Annotated in this window: 17 protein-coding genes; 5 read left to right on the forward strand and 12 right to left on the reverse strand. The window is 60.7% G+C overall.

From position 1 onward, the window contains the following. Window position 1: 1 nt before the first annotated feature. Window positions 2–646 (forward strand): dihydroxyacetone kinase subunit DhaL, encoded by a 645-nt coding sequence (dhaL, locus tag AC6CIA_RS08200; protein WP_498311431.1) that lies wholly within the window; start codon window positions 2–4, stop codon window positions 644–646. Between the two features lie 238 nt (window positions 647–884). Here the strand turns inward: dhaL and sohB are convergent, their stop codons facing one another. Beyond that, a complete protein-coding gene (sohB, locus tag AC6CIA_RS08205; protein WP_498311432.1) occupies window positions 885–1,907 on the reverse strand; it encodes a protease SohB in 1,023 nt (340 codons plus the stop codon). Between the two features lie 193 nt (window positions 1,908–2,100). Here sohB and AC6CIA_RS08210 point away from each other — a divergent pair, with 193 nt between their 5' ends. From AC6CIA_RS08210 to hglS, 3 genes are all read left to right on the forward strand, one after another. Continuing rightward, window positions 2,101–2,811 (forward strand): histidine phosphatase family protein, encoded by a 711-nt coding sequence (locus AC6CIA_RS08210; protein ID WP_339532325.1) that lies wholly within the window; start codon window positions 2,101–2,103, stop codon window positions 2,809–2,811. A gap of 56 nt (window positions 2,812–2,867) precedes the next feature. After that, the gene (locus AC6CIA_RS08215) at window positions 2,868–3,182 is read left to right on the forward strand and encodes an SCP2 sterol-binding domain-containing protein (RefSeq protein WP_084380048.1); all 315 of its coding nucleotides are present in this window, start codon (window positions 2,868–2,870) and stop codon (window positions 3,180–3,182) included. Window positions 3,183–3,375: 193 nt separating this feature from the next. Further along, window positions 3,376–4,746, forward strand: coding sequence for a 2-oxoadipate dioxygenase/decarboxylase HglS (gene hglS / locus AC6CIA_RS08220; protein ID WP_498311433.1), 1,371 nt, complete (start codon window positions 3,376–3,378; stop codon window positions 4,744–4,746). 192 nt (window positions 4,747–4,938) lie between these two features. On the opposite strand, the gene AC6CIA_RS08225 is transcribed toward hglS, so the two are convergent. The 7 genes from AC6CIA_RS08225 to AC6CIA_RS08255 all read right to left on the reverse strand — a co-directional run bounded on the left by AC6CIA_RS08225 (window position 4,939) and on the right by AC6CIA_RS08255 (window position 12,837). After that, on the reverse strand, window positions 4,939–5,166 hold the full coding sequence (locus AC6CIA_RS08225; RefSeq protein ID WP_498311434.1) for a DUF465 domain-containing protein: 228 nt from the start codon (window positions 5,164–5,166) through the stop codon (window positions 4,939–4,941). Window positions 5,167–5,279: 113 nt separating this feature from the next. Then, window positions 5,280–8,378 carry an error-prone DNA polymerase gene (locus AC6CIA_RS08230; RefSeq protein WP_498311435.1) on the reverse strand — a complete coding sequence of 1,033 codons (3,099 nt, stop codon included), beginning with the start codon at window positions 8,376–8,378 and terminating at the stop codon, window positions 5,280–5,282. Beyond that, entirely contained in the window at window positions 8,354–9,769 is a 1,416-nt protein-coding gene (locus AC6CIA_RS08235; RefSeq protein ID WP_498311436.1) for a Y-family DNA polymerase, read from the reverse strand. Before AC6CIA_RS08235 ends, AC6CIA_RS08230 begins: the two co-directional genes overlap by 25 nt. Window positions 9,770–9,776: 7 nt before the next feature. Then, a complete protein-coding gene (gene imuA, locus AC6CIA_RS08240; RefSeq protein ID WP_498311437.1) occupies window positions 9,777–10,394 on the reverse strand; it encodes a translesion DNA synthesis-associated protein ImuA in 618 nt (205 codons plus the stop codon). Continuing rightward, on the reverse strand, window positions 10,394–11,011 hold the full coding sequence (lexA, locus tag AC6CIA_RS08245) for a transcriptional repressor LexA (RefSeq protein WP_498311438.1): 618 nt from the start codon (window positions 11,009–11,011) through the stop codon (window positions 10,394–10,396). Before lexA ends, imuA begins: the two co-directional genes overlap by 1 nt. Before the next feature lie 77 nt (window positions 11,012–11,088). Then, window positions 11,089–12,057, reverse strand: a complete 969-nt coding sequence (locus tag AC6CIA_RS08250) for a Gfo/Idh/MocA family protein (RefSeq protein WP_498311439.1) — start codon at window positions 12,055–12,057, stop codon at window positions 11,089–11,091. A gap of 450 nt (window positions 12,058–12,507) precedes the next feature. After that, window positions 12,508–12,837: a hypothetical protein gene (locus AC6CIA_RS08255; protein ID WP_498311517.1), complete on the reverse strand. Its 330-nt coding sequence runs from the start codon at window positions 12,835–12,837 to the stop codon at window positions 12,508–12,510. Window positions 12,838–13,005: 168 nt separating this feature from the next. On the opposite strand from AC6CIA_RS08255, the gene AC6CIA_RS08260 reads away from it, so the two are divergent. After that, a complete protein-coding gene (locus tag AC6CIA_RS08260) occupies window positions 13,006–13,551 on the forward strand; it encodes a hypothetical protein (RefSeq protein WP_498311440.1) in 546 nt (181 codons plus the stop codon). Window positions 13,552–13,599: 48 nt separating this feature from the next. On the opposite strand, the gene AC6CIA_RS08265 is transcribed toward AC6CIA_RS08260, so the two are convergent. The 4 genes from AC6CIA_RS08265 to AC6CIA_RS08280 all read right to left on the reverse strand — a co-directional run bounded on the left by AC6CIA_RS08265 (window position 13,600) and on the right by AC6CIA_RS08280 (window position 18,440). Next, a complete protein-coding gene (locus AC6CIA_RS08265; protein ID WP_498311441.1) occupies window positions 13,600–14,238 on the reverse strand; it encodes a hypothetical protein in 639 nt (212 codons plus the stop codon). Window positions 14,239–14,358: 120 nt separating this feature from the next. Further along, window positions 14,359–16,851: a TonB-dependent siderophore receptor gene (locus AC6CIA_RS08270; RefSeq protein ID WP_498311442.1), complete on the reverse strand. Its 2,493-nt coding sequence runs from the start codon at window positions 16,849–16,851 to the stop codon at window positions 14,359–14,361. 90 nt (window positions 16,852–16,941) lie between these two features. After that, the gene (locus AC6CIA_RS08275; protein ID WP_498311443.1) at window positions 16,942–17,901 is read right to left on the reverse strand and encodes a FecR family protein; all 960 of its coding nucleotides are present in this window, start codon (window positions 17,899–17,901) and stop codon (window positions 16,942–16,944) included. Next, a complete protein-coding gene (locus AC6CIA_RS08280; RefSeq protein WP_498311444.1) occupies window positions 17,898–18,440 on the reverse strand; it encodes a sigma-70 family RNA polymerase sigma factor in 543 nt (180 codons plus the stop codon). Before AC6CIA_RS08280 ends, AC6CIA_RS08275 begins: the two co-directional genes overlap by 4 nt. Between the last annotated feature and the right edge of the window lies 1 nt (window position 18,441).

Genomic DNA, 18,441 nt, shown 5'->3' on the forward strand with positions numbered 1-18,441 from the left:
CATGAGCCAGCATTTCTCTACCCGAGACGGCAGCGCCATCGTGACTGATCTGGTGAGCGTGATTGTCGCCAACCGTGAATACCTCAGTGAAGTCGACGGCGCGATTGGCGACGGTGACCACGGCATCAATATGGCCAAGGGTTTTGCCCATTGCGGCCGCACCCTTGAAGGTCGGCAACTGACGCTGGCCGAAGCGCTGGATGAATTGACCTTGAGCCTGATGGAGGGCATCGGTGGCTCCATGGGACCGTTGTACGGCAGCCTGTTTATCGGCATGGCCGACGAAGTACGTGCCAGCGAAAATATCGACGCCGCGACCTTTGCCCGTTTGCTGCGCGGCGGCCTCACATCGTTGCAGGACATCACCGAAGCCGGCGTGGGCGACAAGTGCCTGATGGACACCTTGATTCCGGCGGTGGAGGCCTTTGAACAAGCACACGCCTCGGGTGCCCCCTTCAATGAGGCGCTGGAAAAGATGAAAAGCGCGGCTTCCCAAGGGCGCGACTCGACCAAGGATCTGGTGGCGAAAATCGGCCGGGCCAGCCGGCTGGGAGAGCGTTCATTGGGTGTATTGGATGCGGGGGCCGTGTCGTGCTGCTTGATCCTGACGCGGCTGGCGGATTCGGTGCAGCCGCGCTTACGTTAGTCGGCACCGCGCTCAGGCAGTGTGGTTTAACGGGGCGCCTAAGATCACGATCAAAAGCAGAGCCGCCTTCTGTAGGAGCGAGCTTGCTCGCGAAAAACCTGAGATCGCCTCGGGGTGTCAGATTTCCCGCGTCATCGTTAACGACCTTCGCGAGCAAGCTCGCTCCTACAGAAAGGAGGCACGCTCGCAAAGTCTGTCAGGCCGCCCCCCGTAAATACCGTCTTGAACTTGACCGGGCTTACCAGAAGCGCTGCTGGGTCAGGCGGCTCCACCAGCTCAACAACAGCCGGTCCACCGAGCCGCTGGCCGCCAGGCCCACCCGCTCTTGCAGGCTTTTACGCTCGGCATAGTGCAGGTGGAACAGTTCCGCGGTCTTGGCCTTGCTGGCCAGGTATTCGTCGCTGGTTTGCAGCTCGTCCACCAGTTGTTTGTCGAGTGCGGCGACGCCGAGCCAGACCTCGCCAGTAGCGACGTCATCAATCGCCAGTTGCGGGCGATAGCGTGACACAAAGTTCTTGAACAGTTGATGAGTGATGTCCAGGTCTTCCTGGAACTTCTCCCGGCCCTTCTCGGTGTTTTCGCCAAACACCGTCAGGGTGCGCTTGTATTCCCCGGCGGTCAGCACTTCGAAGTCGATGTCGTGCTTTTTCAGCAGCCGGTTGACGTTCGGCAATTGCGCCACCACCCCGATCGAACCGAGAATCGCAAACGGTGCACTGATGATCTTCTCGCCGATGCACGCCATCATGTAGCCGCCGCTGGCCGCGACCTTGTCGATGCACACCGTCAACGGCACACCCGCCTGGCGGATACGCGCCAGTTGCGACGACGCCAGGCCGTAGCTGTGGACCATGCCACCGCCGCTTTCCAGGCGCAGCACTACTTCATCCTTGGGCGTGGCCAGGCTCAGCAGCGCGGTGATTTCATGCCGCAGGCTCTCGGTGGCCGAGGCTTTGATATCACCGTCGAAATCCAGTACGAACACCCGGGGTTTGGTCTCGGGGGTTTTCTTCTGCTTTTTCTCGGACTTGCTTTGGGTCTTGCGCAAAGCCTTGAGTTGATCCTTGTCGAGCAAGGTCTGCTCCAGGCGCTCACGCAGGTCTTTGTAGAAATCGTTGAGCTTGCTCACCTGCAGTTGACCCGCATGCTTGCGGCGACCTTTGCTGCGCAGTGCGGCGAAACTGACCAGCACCACGAGGATGGCGACCACCAACGTGACGGTTTTAGCCAGAAAACTGGCGTACTCAGCCAAAAACTCCATAAGACTCCTTCAAGATGCGGTGCGCCAGGCGCGGATCGCCCAAGCATACCGACGGCATCGTCGGGGAGCCAGCGGTGAAACCCCTGGCAACGGGCCTCTAACGAGTTTTTAAAACAAGCGTATGTTTTTTCATTGACAGCTTCCCGGCATCCTCATAATCTCGCCAGACTTTCAACGTACCGGGTGAACGGACGTGGGCAGCATCTATTTGATTCGACATGGCCAGGCCTCCTTCGGTGCAGACGACTACGACGTGCTGTCGCCGATCGGCGTGCAGCAGGCGCAAGTGCTCGGCAGCCACCTGGCGGATCTGGGCCTGACGTTCGACCGCTGTGTGTCGGGTGATCTGCGTCGCCAGCAACACACGGCCAATGCAGCGTTCGAATCCTATAGTGCTCAAGGCCTGACGGTTCCCGAACTGGAAATCGACAGTGCGTTCAACGAATTCGACGCCGACGCAATTATCCGCGCGCTGCTTCCGGACTTGCTCGACAGCGAGCCCGAAGCCCTGGATATCCTGCGCAACGCCGCACAAAACCGTGGCGAATTTCAGCGCATCTTCGCGCTGATCATCGAGCGCTGGCTCAGCGGCACGTATGACACTCCGGGGCTGGAAAGCTGGCTGGGTTTTGTCGAACGGGTCCAGGGCGGCTTGCAACGCCTGCTCGAGACGGCCGACAGCACCCACAAGATCGCCGTGTTTACCTCCGGCGGCACCATCACCGCCCTGCTCCACCTGATTACCCGAATGCCTGCCACCCAGGCCTTCGAACTGAACTGGCAAATTGTTAACACCTCGCTCAACCACTTGAAGTTCCGTGGGCGCGAGGTGGCACTGGCTTCCTTCAACAGTCATACCCACCTGCAACTGTTGAAGGCGCCGCAGCTCATCACTTTTCGATGAGTTGCGGCCAACCGTGACCTCGAGGTCACTGGCACCACCCCTAAAAGGATCGAACCATGACTGACGTAGCTAAAGCCGTAGAAGCAATGAAAGCCAAATTCAACCCAGCCGCTGCTGACGGCCTGGACCTGGTGTTCGGTTTCCGTATCGATGACACCCAGAACTTCTCGCTGGTTGTTAAAAACAACACCTGCGAACTGCTGGAAGGCGAAAATCCTGACGCTCAAGTCACGCTGGTCATGGACGCTGACACCATGAAGGGCATCGTCAGCGGTGAAACCGACGGCATGCAGGCCTTCATGGGCGGCAAGCTGCGCACCGAAGGCGACATGATGCTGGCGATGAAGCTGAGCGAGCTGTTCCCGGCCTGATTCAGGGCAACCCTGGATCAACCAAATCCCGCCTGCCCAGGCGGGATTTTTTTTGCTGTCGAAAAACCTGCGAGCCTCACTCATTCATTTGCAGAATGAAGTCCAGAGGAATCTTCGTTTGCACCCAAAGGCGACGCCCAACAAAATCTGGCTGACGGCCCAATCCATCATTAGTGCAGCCAGGAATTTTTCTATGTCGACCTCTCGCCATGTCAGCCCCGACGACATTCGCAAAGGCTTCTCCAAAGCCATGTCCGACATGTACCGCGCCGAGGTGCCGCTGTATGGCGCGCTGCTGGATCTGGTGGCCGAAACCAATGCACAGGTACTGGCGACGGACACCGACTTGGCTCGGCAACTTCAGCGCAGCGGAGAAATCCAACGCCTGGACAGGGAGCGCCACGGCGCCATTCGCTTGGGCACCGCCTCTGAGTTGGCCACCATCAGTCGTCTGTTTGCGGTCATGGGCATGCAACCGGTGGGGTATTACGACCTGACGCCCGCCGGCGTACCGGTGCATTCCACCGCCTTTCGCGCCGTGCATGAAAACGCGCTACAAAGCAGCCCGTTTCGCGTCTTCACTTCGCTGCTGCGCCTGGAACTGATCGAAAACCTCGAGCTGCGGGCGTTCGCCCAGGCCGCTCTGGACCAGCGCTCGATCTTCACCCCGCGCGCCATGGCGCTGATCGAACAGGCAGAAACCGACGGCGGTCTCGACAGCCACGACGCCGATGAATTTATCCAGCAAGCACTGGAAACCTTCCGCTGGCATCACACCGCCACTGTCAGCGCTGCGCAGTATCAGCAATTGAGCGACCAGCACCGCTTGATCGCCGATGTCGTGGCGTTCAGGGGTCCGCACATCAACCACCTGACCCCACGCACCCTGGACATCGACCGCGTGCAAGCCGAGATGCCCGGCAAGGGCATCACCCCCAAGGCGGTGATCGAAGGCCCACCGCGCCGTCAATGCCCGATCCTGCTGCGGCAAACCAGCTTCAAGGCACTCGACGAAGTCATTACCTTTACCGATGCACAAGGCAGTCACAGCGCGCGTTTCGGGGAGATTGAACAACGCGGCGTGGCGCTTACCCCCAAGGGGCGGGCGCTGTACGACCAACTGTTAAATGCCGCACGAGATGAGTTGGGCGCCTTTCCCAATGAGGCCAACGCCGGGCGCTATACCGAGTTGATGGCGCAACATTTCCAGGCATTCCCGGATGATTATCGGTCAATGCGCGAACAAGGGCTGGCGTTCTTTCGCTACTTCGTCACCGACGCGGGCCGCGCCGCCCAAGGGCAACGACCGCGCAACCTGGACGGGCTGATCGAGGCCGGCCACGTGGATCTCGAACCCTTGGTATATGAGGATTTTCTGCCCGTCAGCGCAGCGGGAATTTTCCAGTCGAACCTGGGAGATACGGCGCAGTCTGACTATGGCGTCAAGGCCAATCAGGCCGAGTTTGAACACGCCTTGGGACGCCAGACAATCGATGAGTTGACGCTGTATGCAGACACTCAACAGCGCTCAATCGATACCTGCTTGAAAACACTGTTGGCGTAGCAGAAAAGAGTTCGCCCGACACCATTGCGCAATCCTTGCGCAGTCGACGTGCCCCAGGGTCGGGCGAACGGTGGGTATGATAGACAGCAGTAGCGCCGCTGTCCTTGTGACAATTCTGAACAAAACTGGGGGCTCCCCCCGTAGCCGTCACAGCGTATCGTTTCACTCGGTAGGCTACAGGGGAGAAGACACTCAGGCGCCGAGTTGATCGACGATCTTGTCTTTGATCAATAAGCGTTTCTTCTTCAGTTTTTCCACATCATCATCGTTGGCACTTGCGGATTCGGCCTCCACCACCTCCTTGTCGGCGGCATCGTATTGAGTGAGTAGCACATCCAAACGGCTGTTACTCATCCTGCGCTGCTGAACATCGTCTTTGTTCAACCCCAAATCCTGATACAGATCGTGTTTCACTGGCATGAAGTACCTCCGCAAGTGGCTCAATGACTGGTACAGGTTGAAGCTAGCCCATTCGACGGGTGCTTGTCATGTCCAGGGGCAATTCCTTTGCCCGCCCCTGCGTCGGGCCAGCCTCAGTGAAAATCCCGACTGCGCACATTGATCCCCGCCAGCAACGGCGTCAGGTCACTCAAGCGTCCGGCAATCAGGTGGCGAACCTCGCCCACCGCTTCCCAGCGACCCTCCACCTTGAGCAGACTCGAGCCCACCAGCACCTGGCGCTGACGTTCGGCCAGGTCGCGCCAGACCACCACATTGACGTTGCCGAATTCGTCTTCCAGGGTCACGAAGGTCACGCCGCTGGCCGTGCCGGGCCGCTGTCGCCCCGTGACCAGCCCGGCGACGCTGACGTTGCGGCCATGTTCCATCGTCAGCAGTTCCTGTGAACTGCGACAGCGCCTTGCCCGCAGCTCATCGCGCAGCAGCGCCAGCGGGTGTGGACCCAGCGTGGTCCCGACGCTGGCATAGTCGGCGCAAAGGTCTTCGCCCACGGTAGGTCGAGGCAGTTGGACCGGCGATTCCTCGGGGCTCGGCACCCCGGCAAACAGCCCCAGCTGTTTTTCCACGCCGGCCACTTCCCAGCGCGCCCGATACCGATGCCCGACCAACTCGCGCAAGGCACCGGCATCCGCCAATAACGCCTGGGCGCGCGCGTCCAGTTGCGCGCGTTCGCCCAAGTCCACAATGTGCCGAAACGCATAGGCCTGGCGGGCTTTTTCAATGCGCCGGGCATCCTCTTCGCGAAAGCCCGAGATCATCCGCAGCCCCATGCGCAGGGCCGGCTGCCGGCCCTCGAGCGGTTCCAGGCTGCAATCCCAGTCGCTGGCGTTCACGTCCACCGGGCGAATCTGCAAGTGATGACGGCGCGCGTCCTGCAGGATCTGGTCCGGGCTGTAGAAACCCATGGGCCAACTGTTGATCAAGGCACAGGCGAACGCCGCCGGCTCATGGCATTTGAGCCAGCAACTGGCATAGGTCAGCAAGGCGAAACTGGCGGCGTGGGACTCTGGGAAACCGTAGCTGCCAAAGCCCTTGATCTGCTCGAAGATCTGCGCGGCGAAGGCTTCGGTATAGCCATTTTTCAGCATGCCGGCACGCAGTCGGTGCTGATGCGGCTCCAGGCCGCCATGCCGTTTCCAGGCCGCCATCGAGCGGCGCAACTGGTCAGCTTCGCCAGGGCTGTAGTCGGCGGCGACAATCGCGATTTGCATTACTTGCTCCTGGAACAACGGAATGCCCAAGGTGCGCTCCAGCACAGTCTCCAGTTCGGGCGAAGGATAAGTGGCCAGCTCTTGCTTGTTACGCCGACGCAGGTACGGATGCACCATGCCGCCCTGAATCGGCCCGGGACGCACGATGGCGACTTGAATCACCAGGTCATAGAACTTTTGGGGCTTGAGTCGCGGCAACATGGACATCTGGGCCCTGGACTCGATCTGGAACACGCCAATGGTATCGGCGCGACTGATCATCGCGTAGGTCGCCGGGTCTTCCGCGGGCACCGTGGCCAGCGTCAGGTCGAGATTGCGATGCCGGCGTAGCAGGTCAAAGCAGCGGCGGATGGCGCTGAGCATGCCCAAGGCAAGGATATCGACCTTGAGCAGGCCCACAGCGTCCAGGTCATCCTTGTCCCACTGGATGATGGTGCGCTCGGCCATGGCTGCGTTTTCCACCGGCACCAGCGTGTCCAGCGGTTGCTCGGAAATCACAAAGCCGCCGGGGTGCTGGGACAGATGGCGCGGGAAGCCGATCAACTGCTGGGTCAGGCTCAGCACCCGTCGCAGCACCGGACTGTCGGGGTCAAAACCGCCTTCGCGCAGGCGCTCCAGGGGCGGCGCTTCATCGCTCCAGCGCCCGCAGCAGTCGGCCAGGGCGTTGACCTGATCCGGTGGCAAGCCCAGGGCCTTGGCCACATCGCGCACCGCGCCGGCGCCGTGGTAGCTACTGACCACCGCCGTCAGTGCGGCACGGGTCCGGTCATAGCGCTGGAATACGTATTGCAGCACCTCTTCACGGCGCTCGTGCTCAAAATCGACGTCAATATCCGGCGGCTCATTGCGCTCGCGAGACAGGAAACGCTCGAACAACATGTTCATCCGGCTCGGGTCGATTTCGGTGATGCCCAGGGCAAAACACACCACCGAGTTGGCCGCCGAGCCTCGTCCCTGGCAGAGGATCGAACGGCTGCGAGCAAACCGCACGATGTCATGCACGGTGAGGAAGTAACTTTCGTAACCCAGTTCGCCGATCAACGCCAACTCACTGTTGATCTGCCCAAGGGCCTTGGCATCAATGCCATCGGGCCAGCGCCGGGCGATGCCGACTTCGGTCAAGCTGCGCAGCCAGGACGCCGCTGTTTGTCCTTCGGGCACCAACTCCCTGGGGTATTGATAGCGCAACTGGCTGAGATCGAAACGGCAACGATGGGCAATTCGCGCCGACTCCTCGAGCAACTGCGGTGGATACAGTGCACGTATCGCCTCCAGGCTGCGCAAGTGTCGCTCGCCATTGGGGTACAGACGCTGGCCGGCCTCGGCCACCGGAACATGGTGGCGGATAGCGGTCATGGTGTCCTGTAAGGCACGCCTGCCCCGCACGTGCATATGCACATCGCCACAGGCCACGGCCGGGATTTGCAGGTGGGTGGCCAGGTCCAGGCAATGCGCCAGGCGGCGGGCATCGTCCTGGGCGCAATGCAGCTCCACCGCCAGCCACAGTCGATCGACAAAGGTCTTGCAGAGCCATTCGCTGTCGGCCTGGGTGTCCCTCTCCTCGGCCACCCACAGCACCAGCAGTCCCGGCACCGGGTCAAGAAAATCTTCGCGCAACAAACGATAGCGGCCTTTTTCAGCGCGACGACGGCCAAGGGTAATCAGCCGGCACAAGTGCTGGTAGCCCTCCAGACTCTCCACCAACAACACCAGTTTCGGGCCGTTTTCCACACGCACTTCGCTGCCGACGATCAGCTTCAGGTCGACGGCCTTGGCCGCCTGCCAGGCCCGCACAATGCCGGACAAGGTGCATTCGTCGGTGATTGCCAGGGCCTGATAGCCCTGCTGACTTGCGCGCTCGAACAATTCCCGTGCACTGGAAGCGCCACGCTGGAAGCTGAAATTGGACAGGCAATGCAACTCGGCATAGGGCTCGCTCATGCAAACCAGCCTTGCAGCCATAACCCGCTGTCTTCGCCCACGGTGCGGAAAGCCCAGCCCTGTTGACCGTTGCGGGTCTGGATCAGGTAATAGTCACGGCGTACATCGGCACCATCCCACCAACCTGACTCGATGCGTTCCGGGCCCATCAGGATTTGCACGCCCAGCTCGGCCAGCGCTGTCGGCTCGTTCAGCAGCCAACCGGGGCGCCGGACCTGGCTCAAGGGCTGACACGCACGGCTGTCGGCGCCAGGTTGCCAGGCGCACTCAGGACGATGGTCGGCGTGAAAGCGCACGCCCTGCACCGCCTCGTCCCCCAGGCGCGCCCGCAGGCGTTCGCGCAATTGCTCCCACGCCAGGGTTTGCTGCGCACGCGCGTCGAACAGGTCCTGGCGCTGGGGCACAAACACCGGCAGGTCCTCGGCCACCAGGCGCACGTTGCGCACCGGCGCGCTCACTTGCACCTGCTCCAGACGGCCACGGGCCAGTTCAAACAACATCGCCGGATCGCGCTCGGCACTCAGTAGGCCGACCTTGATTCGCGTATCCGGTGCTTGTGCATGCTCCAGGTGCAGATCAAAACGCTGCACGCCGCTGTCCCGACCGCAGAGAAAGGCTGCTAGATCGCCCGTCAAGCGACGCAAGGGAAACAACAGCGCCTGGTGCGACAGCACATCGAAATTCAGCTCGATGCGCAGGTCAAACCGCTCCGGCGGCTGGTAGAAGCCCAGGGCCAGGGGGCGCTGCCCGGATAACGCATCCAGATGCCTGAGCAACGTGGCGTCAAATCGCCGCGCCAGGGTATGCCGGGGCAACGCCTGCACCTGGGCCAGGGTGCGCAGCCCCATACGCGACAAGGCGCTGGCGATCTGCGGCTCGAGACCTGCGCGATCAATCGGGATGGGACCGAGGACTTGGCACAAACGCTGGTCGTCGGCCACGACAAGGCCATCGTAAGCGTTGGCAAGTACCCGTGCAGCCGCCGGATTCGGGGCCGCGACGATGCGATGGCGAAAGCCCAGCTCCGTCAGTTCCTTGCGCAACTGCGCTTCCAACAACGGCCAGGGTCCAAACAGGCCCAGGCTCGATTCGATTTCCAAGAGTAAGGCTCGCGGGTAAAACACGCTGACCTGAGAACTGAAACGATAGGCCCAGGCGGCAAGAAACTGCTGCCAGTGCTCGATGTCCACAGGGTCATATTCGGCACAGGCGAAGGCCTTGGTCAGGGCATGCGCCGCGGTCAACGACTGGCCGGGACGCAGGCCTAACGCCCGGGCGGCGTCATTGACGGTTTGCAACACCCGCCGCTGCGGAGTGCCGGCCAACAGCGCCAGCGCTTGATCCGGGTCGGGACGCAGGCGCTGCACGGCGTCCAGCGCCAACTGCGGGAAGACAATACACACCCAGCGCATGCCAACCTCAGTGCCCGCTAGCCAAGGCAATCGGCGCGGGATGCGCCAGGCCGCCCCGGCACTTGAGTATCCGCACCTGCGCAGGCCGAGCCTCGACAGCCAGGCGCAAGGCAGCCGGTGATGGGTTGAGCGCCTCGCTCATGGCACGCCAGGCAAAGGCCAGGGTCTGGCCGGTTTCGGCGGCCACCTGCAAACGACGCAGGGCTCGGTCATCGGCCTTGCGCGGCCAGCACAGCACCGCACCACAACTGCCAGAACGCAGGCATTGTTCCACAGCCCACAATGCCTCGTGCTCATCGGCCTGGATCAGCGCAAGCTGGCGCAAGTCCACCCCGGCGTTCGCCCAGGCATGGGGGTACGGAATATAAGGCGGGGCCACCAGCACAATCCTTTCTCCCGCCGCCGATAACCGCGCCAGGGTTGGCCAGACCAGTTGCAATTCACCCACGCCTTCCTGGTTGATCAGGATTTCACTCAACGCCGCTTCCGGCCAGCCGCCACTGGGCAACACTGCATCCAGGGCCGCCAGCCCGGTGGGATGAACGCTGGCCGGTGGCGCTGCCGGCCGGCCTTTCCAGACCCGGCCACCATTGAACAGCGAGTCCAGTGCAACCACGGCGCCCATCAGCCTTGCCTCACCAGGCCACAGAACACTCCTTCAATGGCCAGGTCCTGATCGGGGCCCACGACAATAGGTTGATAAGCGGGGTTGCGCGGCAACAGGCGAATCCTGGCGCCAGCCCGCTCGAAACGCTTGATGGTGACTTCGCCATCCAGACGGGCCACGACAATCTGCCCGTTCACCGCCTCGGCGCTGCGGCGTACGCCCACCAGGTCGCCATCGAGAATACCGTCCTCAATCATCGAATCGCCCTGGACTCGCAACAGGTAATCCGGCACCCGGGCGAACGTGGACGGGTCGAGCATCAGGCGGTCATGGACTTCGGCATCGGCACCGATGGGCGAACCAGCGGCCACCCGGCCCAGCACCGGAATGTCCAGCCATTGTGGCTGTAGCGGTTGGTTGAGCAAACGAATACCCCGTGCCTGGTTGGGGTTGACCTCGATAAATCCACCTTCGGTCAGGGCCAGCACATGCTTGCGGGCGACACTGCGCGAGGCAAAACCAAATGCCTCGGCGATCTCGGCGAGGCTGGGGGACTGACCGTGCAGCGCGATGCGCTCGCGAATGAAGGTCAGGATAGCGGTACGGCGGGGAGTCAGAGTGGTCATGGAGTACATTTGTACTCCTGCAAGGAATTTCTGACAATAGCCGCTAGTCGGCGCTGAGCTGGTTTCGCCCCCCGCTAAACCGACGGTTAAGGTTTACGCTGCAATACCCGATCCATGATCCGATCGGTCTTCAGCGCTTCAATCGCCAGCGCGGGATGCACGCTCTCACCGCGAATATGCGCGTTCATACCCAGCACATGGTGCCACTGAATATGCGGATGATTGGCAATCTCGAGGGTTTCGCTGATTTCACCCTCAAGCCGCAATGGCTGCTCCTCGAACACCGAAAAGCTGATGCGCCCCTGACTGCCAATCAGCTCCACCCGGTCCTCGCGTCGGTCGGCCACAAAGTTCCAGCAGCCCATGCCCAGCGCCCCCGAGGCAAAGCTCCAGCAGGCAGTGACCGCATCTTCCGCCGCATACCGACCGGCCTGACGCGCGGTATAACCCGCGACCTCGACAATATCCCCCGCCAAGTACTGGAACAGGTCGAACCCATGACTGGCGAGGTCGGCAAAATACCCACCCCCGGCAATCGCCGGATCGGTACGCCAGTTACCGGCTTGGGTATCCGTCGGCGCCGCAGGTTTGCACAAGGTCCAGCTCAAGTGACGCAACTCGCCGATGCGTCCTTCCTGCAGCCACGTGCGCACTTGCTGGAACCGGGGCAAGGAGCGCCGGTAATAAGAAACAAACAGATGCAACCCGGCTCGCTCGAACGTGCGTTGCATCAACGCGCTCTGTTCGGCATTCAGCGACATCGGTTTCTCGACACAGCAATGTTTGCCGGCCGCCGCGACCATCAGGCTGTATTCCAGATGACTGGCGGGGGGTGTGGCGATGTACACCGCGTCCACCTGGGGATCGTCGATCAGCGCCTGGGCATCGGTGTAATATCGCGCAATGCCATGCCGGGCCGCATAATCGCGCACCGCTGCTTCGCGACGCCCCATGACGGCCACCAGCGCTGAGCCTGGTGCTTTGTAGAAAGCCGGGCCACTTTTAAGCTCAGTGACACTGCCGCAGCCGATCATGCCCCAGCGGATAGTGCTCATCGGTCTCTCCTTCGTGGGTGTTTTTCAGTGGGGCAGTATCGGCGCTTTCCCGCCTCGCCTCCAGCGTGCCTGTCACAGACCGCACATGACGCATTCAAAACCCTGCAGCGAGACGTCCGTCATCAGCCTCATCGCACCTGATCTTGAGCCGGGACGCCACGACCAAAATGGACGTAAAGGTCAAATCGCAGGCAAAAAAAATCCCAAGTAGCTGATGGAAACCTGGGATTTAAAAATGCATAAACCGTGGGAGGTGAACGCCTGGCTATAGTAACGACTGAGCAAACTTGTAACAAGATAATTTGCAACCTTTCGTCAGTTAAAAGTATCGCTAAGTCATTCAATAACCACATGTTTTTTATGGTTCAAGGTAACTTTACTGCCACTTTTTGGTGCAGTTTTAGCCATTTCCAGTTTAATTCCACAATAAATATCAGGTTAATTAAGCGGTTATTTACGCGCCAATTTGTAACGCACGCATTCTTCGTAAAAACTCTGACGCACAGCGGACGGCTTGAGTCGTGACGGGCTGTTGTAAGTCTGCTCGGTGATCCCCATGGCCATCATGTGCATCCAGGATTTATTGAACTTGTACGTCTGAATTTTCTGTCGTGCGGCGTACAACGAAACACCTGACAGTTTCAGCTCCTGAGCCCTGGCCGCAGTACCGGCGCCCCAACTGCACATGAACCGATCGCCCTCGCGCAACGTTTTACCTTGGGCAGACACCGAACCGCTCGCCAGGGACAAAGCAATCAGCGTGACTTTTACATTGCGCATGTGCATTCAGCCTAACCACCTGAAAATAAAAGTGATTTTGACGAAACTTTTGTAAGCGCGGAGCCAGTAAATTGCCTTATCGGTGAATTGGCCGCGCCCGCGGTTGCCGCTGCGCCCTACCCTGACCATAATCGCGGCCCTCTCTCTCCCCTCACGCAAGGAAATGCCGTGAAAAAGCGTCTACTATTGGCTCCGTTATTCGCGCTGTTGTTGCAAGGTTGTGGCGTGACCATGACGCAATACGAACCCAACTTCGATAACGTCCAGCGCCTCAAGCAAACGCCACCGCTGCAACCTGTCAGCCAGGCCAACGTCACAGCCGCATCCGGCCAGGGTTCGCTGATGGTGCGGGCCAATCCAATCAGTTCACCCAACGGCAGCATTCCCGAACATGTCCAGGCAGCAATCACCCAAGAGCTCAAACTGGCAGGCCTGCTAAATCCGCAGGCTCCTCGCCGTCTCGACGTATTACTGGTCAAGAATGACCTGACAGCGGGTGTAGGCTCCGGCAACGGTACACTGGCCGCACGTTTTACCCTGCTTAAGGATAATGCGGTGGTGTACGACGCCACCAAGGAAGTGAGCAGCGTCTGGTCAAGTTCGTTCTTCGGACCAATTGCTATCCCGAACGCGGCAAATGCCTATAACCCGCTGGTGCGTGACTTGCTCAAGTCGTTGTACAGCGATCCGCTGTTCATCAAAGCGCTCAAGTAAAAAAAATGGGAGCCGGTTACCCGGCTCCCATTTTTTTACAGCGGGCGATCAGGCCCGTGGCACGCCGGCATCCAGCGCTGAGTACTTCAACTGTTTGCTATCGACCATCTGTTTGAGCAGCGCATTGACCTGGCGAGTGAAGGTATCGGTCACCGCTTCCTTGGGCGAGTTGCCCATCATCGGGATAAACCAGATACCTATCCAGGTATTGATTCCATCATGGTTACTGCCTTTGTTCAGCGCCTGGCCTTGTGAGTCCAGGGTTTCCAGGCTCATGGTGTACTGATCGGTACCCAGTGCCGGGATAATGGTAAAGGTGAGGCCGCTGATGAACGCCATCGCCATCTGACCACCGCTGGGTGGATGGTTGTATACCTTCAGGCGCAGGTTGTAGTCACCCGGCTGTTTCTGGAACTCATCCAGGGTCACGCGGCCGAACAGGCCTGAATCGGTGAGGATTTTTTGCAGTTGTGGCCGCAGCATATCGCGCGCCTGCGGCACTTCAGCTGCAGCGGCGTTAGTCGGTTCACCCTGATAGAAATCAAAGTCCACGTAGACGTTCGGTTTGTGGGCGAAGCTGGCCATCGATGGCAGGCTGACTGGCGCGACTTCGTCCTTGGTGAAGCTGGCGCAGCCACCCATACCCAACAGAATCAGGGCCAACCCCAGCATTTTTCCAATGTGCATTACGACTTCCTTAGTTGATGGAGCGTCTCCATGGCCGGAGTGCTGGGGGCGGATAATAGAGAGTCAATGGCCCGGATTAAAGGCCATTGCGCAGAAAACCTCTCAACCCTCTCGCTCACATCACCACTGATACGTCGCACTGGCCTGGACCGTGCGCTGCGAGCCATACCAGCACCAGGAGTAGGAATAGCACGAGGCGACGTACTCTTTATTCGCCAGGTTGGTGGCGTTCAATGCCAGGCGCAGGTTGTCGTCGAGGGTATTGATGTGGGGGATGTCATAGTGCACCGACGCATCAAACAAGGTGTAGCCCGGGACTTTCAGGGTGTTGGCGGTATCGCCCCAGGAAGAACCGACATAACGCGCGCCCGCGCCTACGCCGAAGCCCTTGAGGTTGCCGTCGTGCAAGGTGTAGTCCGCCCACACCGAGGCGGTATGACGCGGGACGCCGTAGGTGGTGGTGCCTTTCGTGGACACCGCCGGGCCTACGCCAATATCGGTGATCGGCGCATAGCTCACGGTGCTGTTGGACTTGCTGATGCGGTTATCGAGATAAGCGTAGGCCGCCGTGATGTCCAGGTTGTCATTGAGGCTGGCCTTGCCTTCCAGTTCAAAACCACGGGACTGCACTTCGCCGTCCTGGACCTGGCAGCGGCCGTTGCCGCACAGGTGGGTTGGGTCCGGGTCCATGGTCGGCACGTTGCTCTGGCGCAGATCGAAGATGGCGGCGGTGATAAAGCTGTTGCTACCGGGCGGCTGGTACTTGATACCGATTTCGTACTGCTTGCCTTCAGTCGGCTCGAACACCGTGCCGCCGTAGCCAGTCCCCGATTGCGGCGAGAAAGACTCCGAGTAGCTGGCGTACGGCGCCAGCCCGTTGTCGAACAGATAAACCACGCCCAGGCGGCCGGTAAAGGCTTTACTGTCCAGAGAAGACCTGGACTTGCTGTCGCTCTTCAAATTCAACGTAGTGTTGTCGGTGCTGGCCCAGTCATAACGGCCGCCCATCAACAGCACCCATTGGCCCCACTTCAGCTGTTCCTGCAGGTACACGCCGGTCTGTTCGCTGCGAGCGGTAGCGTCGGTGCCGAATGCCGGGGTCTCGACCGGTGCGCCGTACACCGGGTCGAAGATATCCAGGTCCGGGCCTCTGCCGTAGCCGGCCTTGGTGTCGGTGCTGGTGTTCTGATAATCGAGGCCCATCAACAGCGTGTGTTGCAGCGAACCGGTATCGAACTTCGCCTGCACCTGGTTATCGAGGTTGTAGGCATCCAGGTCGACGTCGGTGGCAATGGTCGAACGCGTGGAGGTGCGGTAGTCCGCTTGCAGATTGCTGTGGTAGATGCTGCGGTAAATGCCTTCACTGCGCATGTAGCGAGCGTTCTGACGCACAGTCCAGATGTCGTTGAAATGATGCTCGAAGGCGTAGCCGAGGGAGAAGTGTTCACGGTCACTCTTCTCGAAATTTTTCTCGCCGTCATAAAAATCGACATCAATGCTGCGCCCGAGCGGACTGTGCAGCACCGACCCCCAGGCCGGCATCGACCCGTAGGACGCACCCTTGGGGTCCTTCTGAAAATGCCCGAGCAAGGTCAGCGACGTCGCATCGCTCGGGCGCCAGGTGAACGCCGTGGACAATGACTGACGACGCGTCTCGGTATGTTCGACCTGGCCATCGGCATCATCGAACAAGCCGGCAACCCGATACGAATACACCCCTTGATCGTCCAGCGGGCCGCTCAAATCGAAGGTGGTGCGTTTTTTGTTGAAGGTGCCGTATTCGACACCGACTTCATGAAAAGGCGTGTCCAGCGGACGCTTGCTGACCAGGTTGATCACCCCGCTCGGGCTGCCCTGGCCATACAGCACCGAAGCCGGACCGCGCAGGACTTCCACGCGCTCCAGGTCGAACGCATCCTTTTGCGGCGAGGCATCGCGGCTTGAGGCCACGCGTAGCCCGTCGAGGTAAGTCACCGGGGCAAAGCCACGAATGGTCAACTGATCCAGCCGCGACGCGGTGGCGCCACGGGTTTCCGGGACCACGGCGGCGCTGTATCGCAGGATCTGGTTGAGGCTTTCGGCGTTCTGCGCGCGCATCTGGTCTCTAGTCACCACCGAGATCGACTGCGGGGTTTCGATCAACGCACTGTCGGTCTTGGTCCCGGACAGGCTGCGGGTGGCCACGTAGCCGGAGACCGGTCCGGTGGGGCTTTCGCTGCGGTACGCACCACTGATGGTGGTGGCTTGCAACTCCACGGCGCCCTCCGCCTGCGGGATCGCCTCGATGCGATAGCGCTGGGCGGACAAGGCCTCGGCACGCAAACCGCTACCGGCCAGCAATTGCGACAAAGCCACATCACGGCTGAACTGTCCGCTCAAGCCATTGCTGCGCTTACCCCGGGTCAGGGCCGGATCAAACGCCAACACCAGCCCGGCCTGCTCGGCAAAACCGTTGAGCGCCTGGCTCAAATCCCCGGCTGGAATCGAGAAGCTGTGGACCGCACTGCTGCGTTCATCAGCCCATGAGGCCTGCACGGTGAACAAGGGAATGGCGGCAAACGCCAACGCCACTGATAACGCCAGTGGATGCATCGGACGAACAAAGCGTGACATGAGAGGTCCTGGAAGATGGGGTTCTATATTCCATGACGGCCATGTCGGAAAATCGGGTATGAATGAGAGTGTTTTTTATTCAAGCCCGTATCAAAGCGGCTTGATCACCACCACCAGGTCGGTGAAATATTCCACCTTGATCGGCAGGTTATCCGCCAGTGTCGCCAGCGCCGCGTGCGTGTCATCGAGCTTGAACACCCCGGACACGCGCAGTCCTCGCAGTGCCTCGGGATCAAAGCGCACCACGCCATGCCGGTAGCGGGCCAGGGTCTGCAGCACTTCGCTCAGCGGCTGGTCATCCACCGTCAGCAGGCCCCGGGTCCAGGCGGCCGGGTCGCGGTTGCCAACCGGTTGCGCCGGTTGCGCGCGACCGTCCCGCAGGACCGACATGTTCCCGGCCGTGACTTTCACCTCATCGCTATGGTTGCCCTTGGCAGCCACGGTTGACTCGATCACCGTCACCCGCGTCGAACCATCCGCCACGCGCTGTACCAGGAAGCGCGTACCCAATGCGGTTGCCGTACCTTGATCGGTGCGCACCACGAATGGCCGCTGGGCATCCTTGGCCACCTCGACCCACATTTCCCCTTGCAGCAACTCGATCTCCCGCTGGTGGCCGTCGAACTTCACGTCCAGCGCGGAGTTGCTGTTGAGCTGCAACTGGCTGCCATCCGCCAGCAGCACCTGGCGCCGTTCGCCCACACTGGTGCGCTGGTCGGCCATCCATACCGGCAAGTGCTCAAGCCCCGCCCAACCGCAAATCAACAGCCCCAGCAGCGCAACAGCCTGGGCGCCACGGGCGGCATACCTCGGTTTGTGCGGGGTGAAGGCTTGACTCAATGCCTGGCGTGCCGGAGCAGCTGGCAACTCATCAAGGCTGCCCCACAGTGCGCGCATGCGTTCATACGCCACCCGATGCCGCGGATCGAGCTGGCACCAGTCTTCAAGTGCCGCGTGGTCGGTCGCGGTGACCGCATCGTCATGCAGCAACGCCAGCCAGCGGGCCGCTTCGTTGATGATCTGTTCGGAGGATGGGTCTTGGGCACTCACAGCGGATCTGCGCCGTGCAGGGTGTGGTAGCAGTGCACCAGCGCATGGGAAATATAGTTTTTCACGGTGCTCGGCGACACCTGGAGCTGAGTGGCGATTTCGCTGTAGGTCAAGCCGTCAAGGCGGCTGAGCAGGAACGCTTCGCGGACCTTTTCCGGCAGCCCGGCGAGCATCAGCGCGATCCGCTCCAGGGCTTGCAATGCCACATGAATGGCCGCCGGATCCGGCATGCCGGCATCCTGGCCCTGGATCGCCAGCGCTTCCATGTAGGCCTTCTCGATCTTGCGCCGCCGTGCGCCATCAATCAGCAAGCGCCCCGCGGTCGTCGCCAAAAAGGCCCGCGGTTCCTTGATGTTCTGTGGGTCGGCCAGCAACAACACGCGCACGAACGCATCATGGGCAAGATCCGCCGCATGTTGCGAGCATCCCAGCTTCTTGCGCAGCCAGCCATGCAACCAGGCATGATGATCGCTATAAAGCGTGGTGAGGGTCTGCTGGCGGCGGGCGCGTGTACGGTCGGCCACAGGAAAGTCATGCATG

It is taken from the genome of Pseudomonas sp. GQ91, assembly GCF_059758795.1.

Bases quoted from the DNA above. Each gene is read 5' to 3' on its own strand.
- AC6CIA_RS08225 (WP_498311434.1), bottom strand. From the start codon at position 5,166: ATGCCAGTGAAACACGATCTGTATCAGGATTTGGGGTTGAACAAAGAC.
- hglS (WP_498311433.1), top strand. From the start codon at position 3,376: ATGTCGACCTCTCGCCATGTCAGCCCCGACGACATTCGCAAAGGCTTC.
- AC6CIA_RS08280 (WP_498311444.1), bottom strand. From the start codon at position 18,440: ATGCATGACTTTCCTGTGGCCGACCGTACACGCGCCCGCCGCCAGCAG.
- AC6CIA_RS08265 (WP_498311441.1), bottom strand. From the start codon at position 14,238: ATGCACATTGGAAAAATGCTGGGGTTGGCCCTGATTCTGTTGGGTATG.
- AC6CIA_RS08235 (WP_498311436.1), bottom strand. From the start codon at position 9,769: ATGCGCTGGGTGTGTATTGTCTTCCCGCAGTTGGCGCTGGACGCCGTG.
- dhaL (WP_498311431.1), top strand. From the start codon at position 2: ATGAGCCAGCATTTCTCTACCCGAGACGGCAGCGCCATCGTGACTGAT.
- lexA (WP_498311438.1), bottom strand. From the start codon at position 11,011: ATGTACTCCATGACCACTCTGACTCCCCGCCGTACCGCTATCCTGACC.
- AC6CIA_RS08250 (WP_498311439.1), bottom strand. From the start codon at position 12,057: ATGAGCACTATCCGCTGGGGCATGATCGGCTGCGGCAGTGTCACTGAG.
- sohB (WP_498311432.1), bottom strand. From the start codon at position 1,907: ATGGAGTTTTTGGCTGAGTACGCCAGTTTTCTGGCTAAAACCGTCACG.
- AC6CIA_RS08230 (WP_498311435.1), bottom strand. From the start codon at position 8,378: ATGGCTGCAAGGCTGGTTTGCATGAGCGAGCCCTATGCCGAGTTGCAT.
- AC6CIA_RS08255 (WP_498311517.1), bottom strand. From the start codon at position 12,837: ATGCGCAATGTAAAAGTCACGCTGATTGCTTTGTCCCTGGCGAGCGGT.
- AC6CIA_RS08270 (WP_498311442.1), bottom strand. From the start codon at position 16,851: ATGTCACGCTTTGTTCGTCCGATGCATCCACTGGCGTTATCAGTGGCG.
- AC6CIA_RS08215 (WP_084380048.1), top strand. From the start codon at position 2,868: ATGACTGACGTAGCTAAAGCCGTAGAAGCAATGAAAGCCAAATTCAAC.
- imuA (WP_498311437.1), bottom strand. From the start codon at position 10,394: ATGGGCGCCGTGGTTGCACTGGACTCGCTGTTCAATGGTGGCCGGGTC.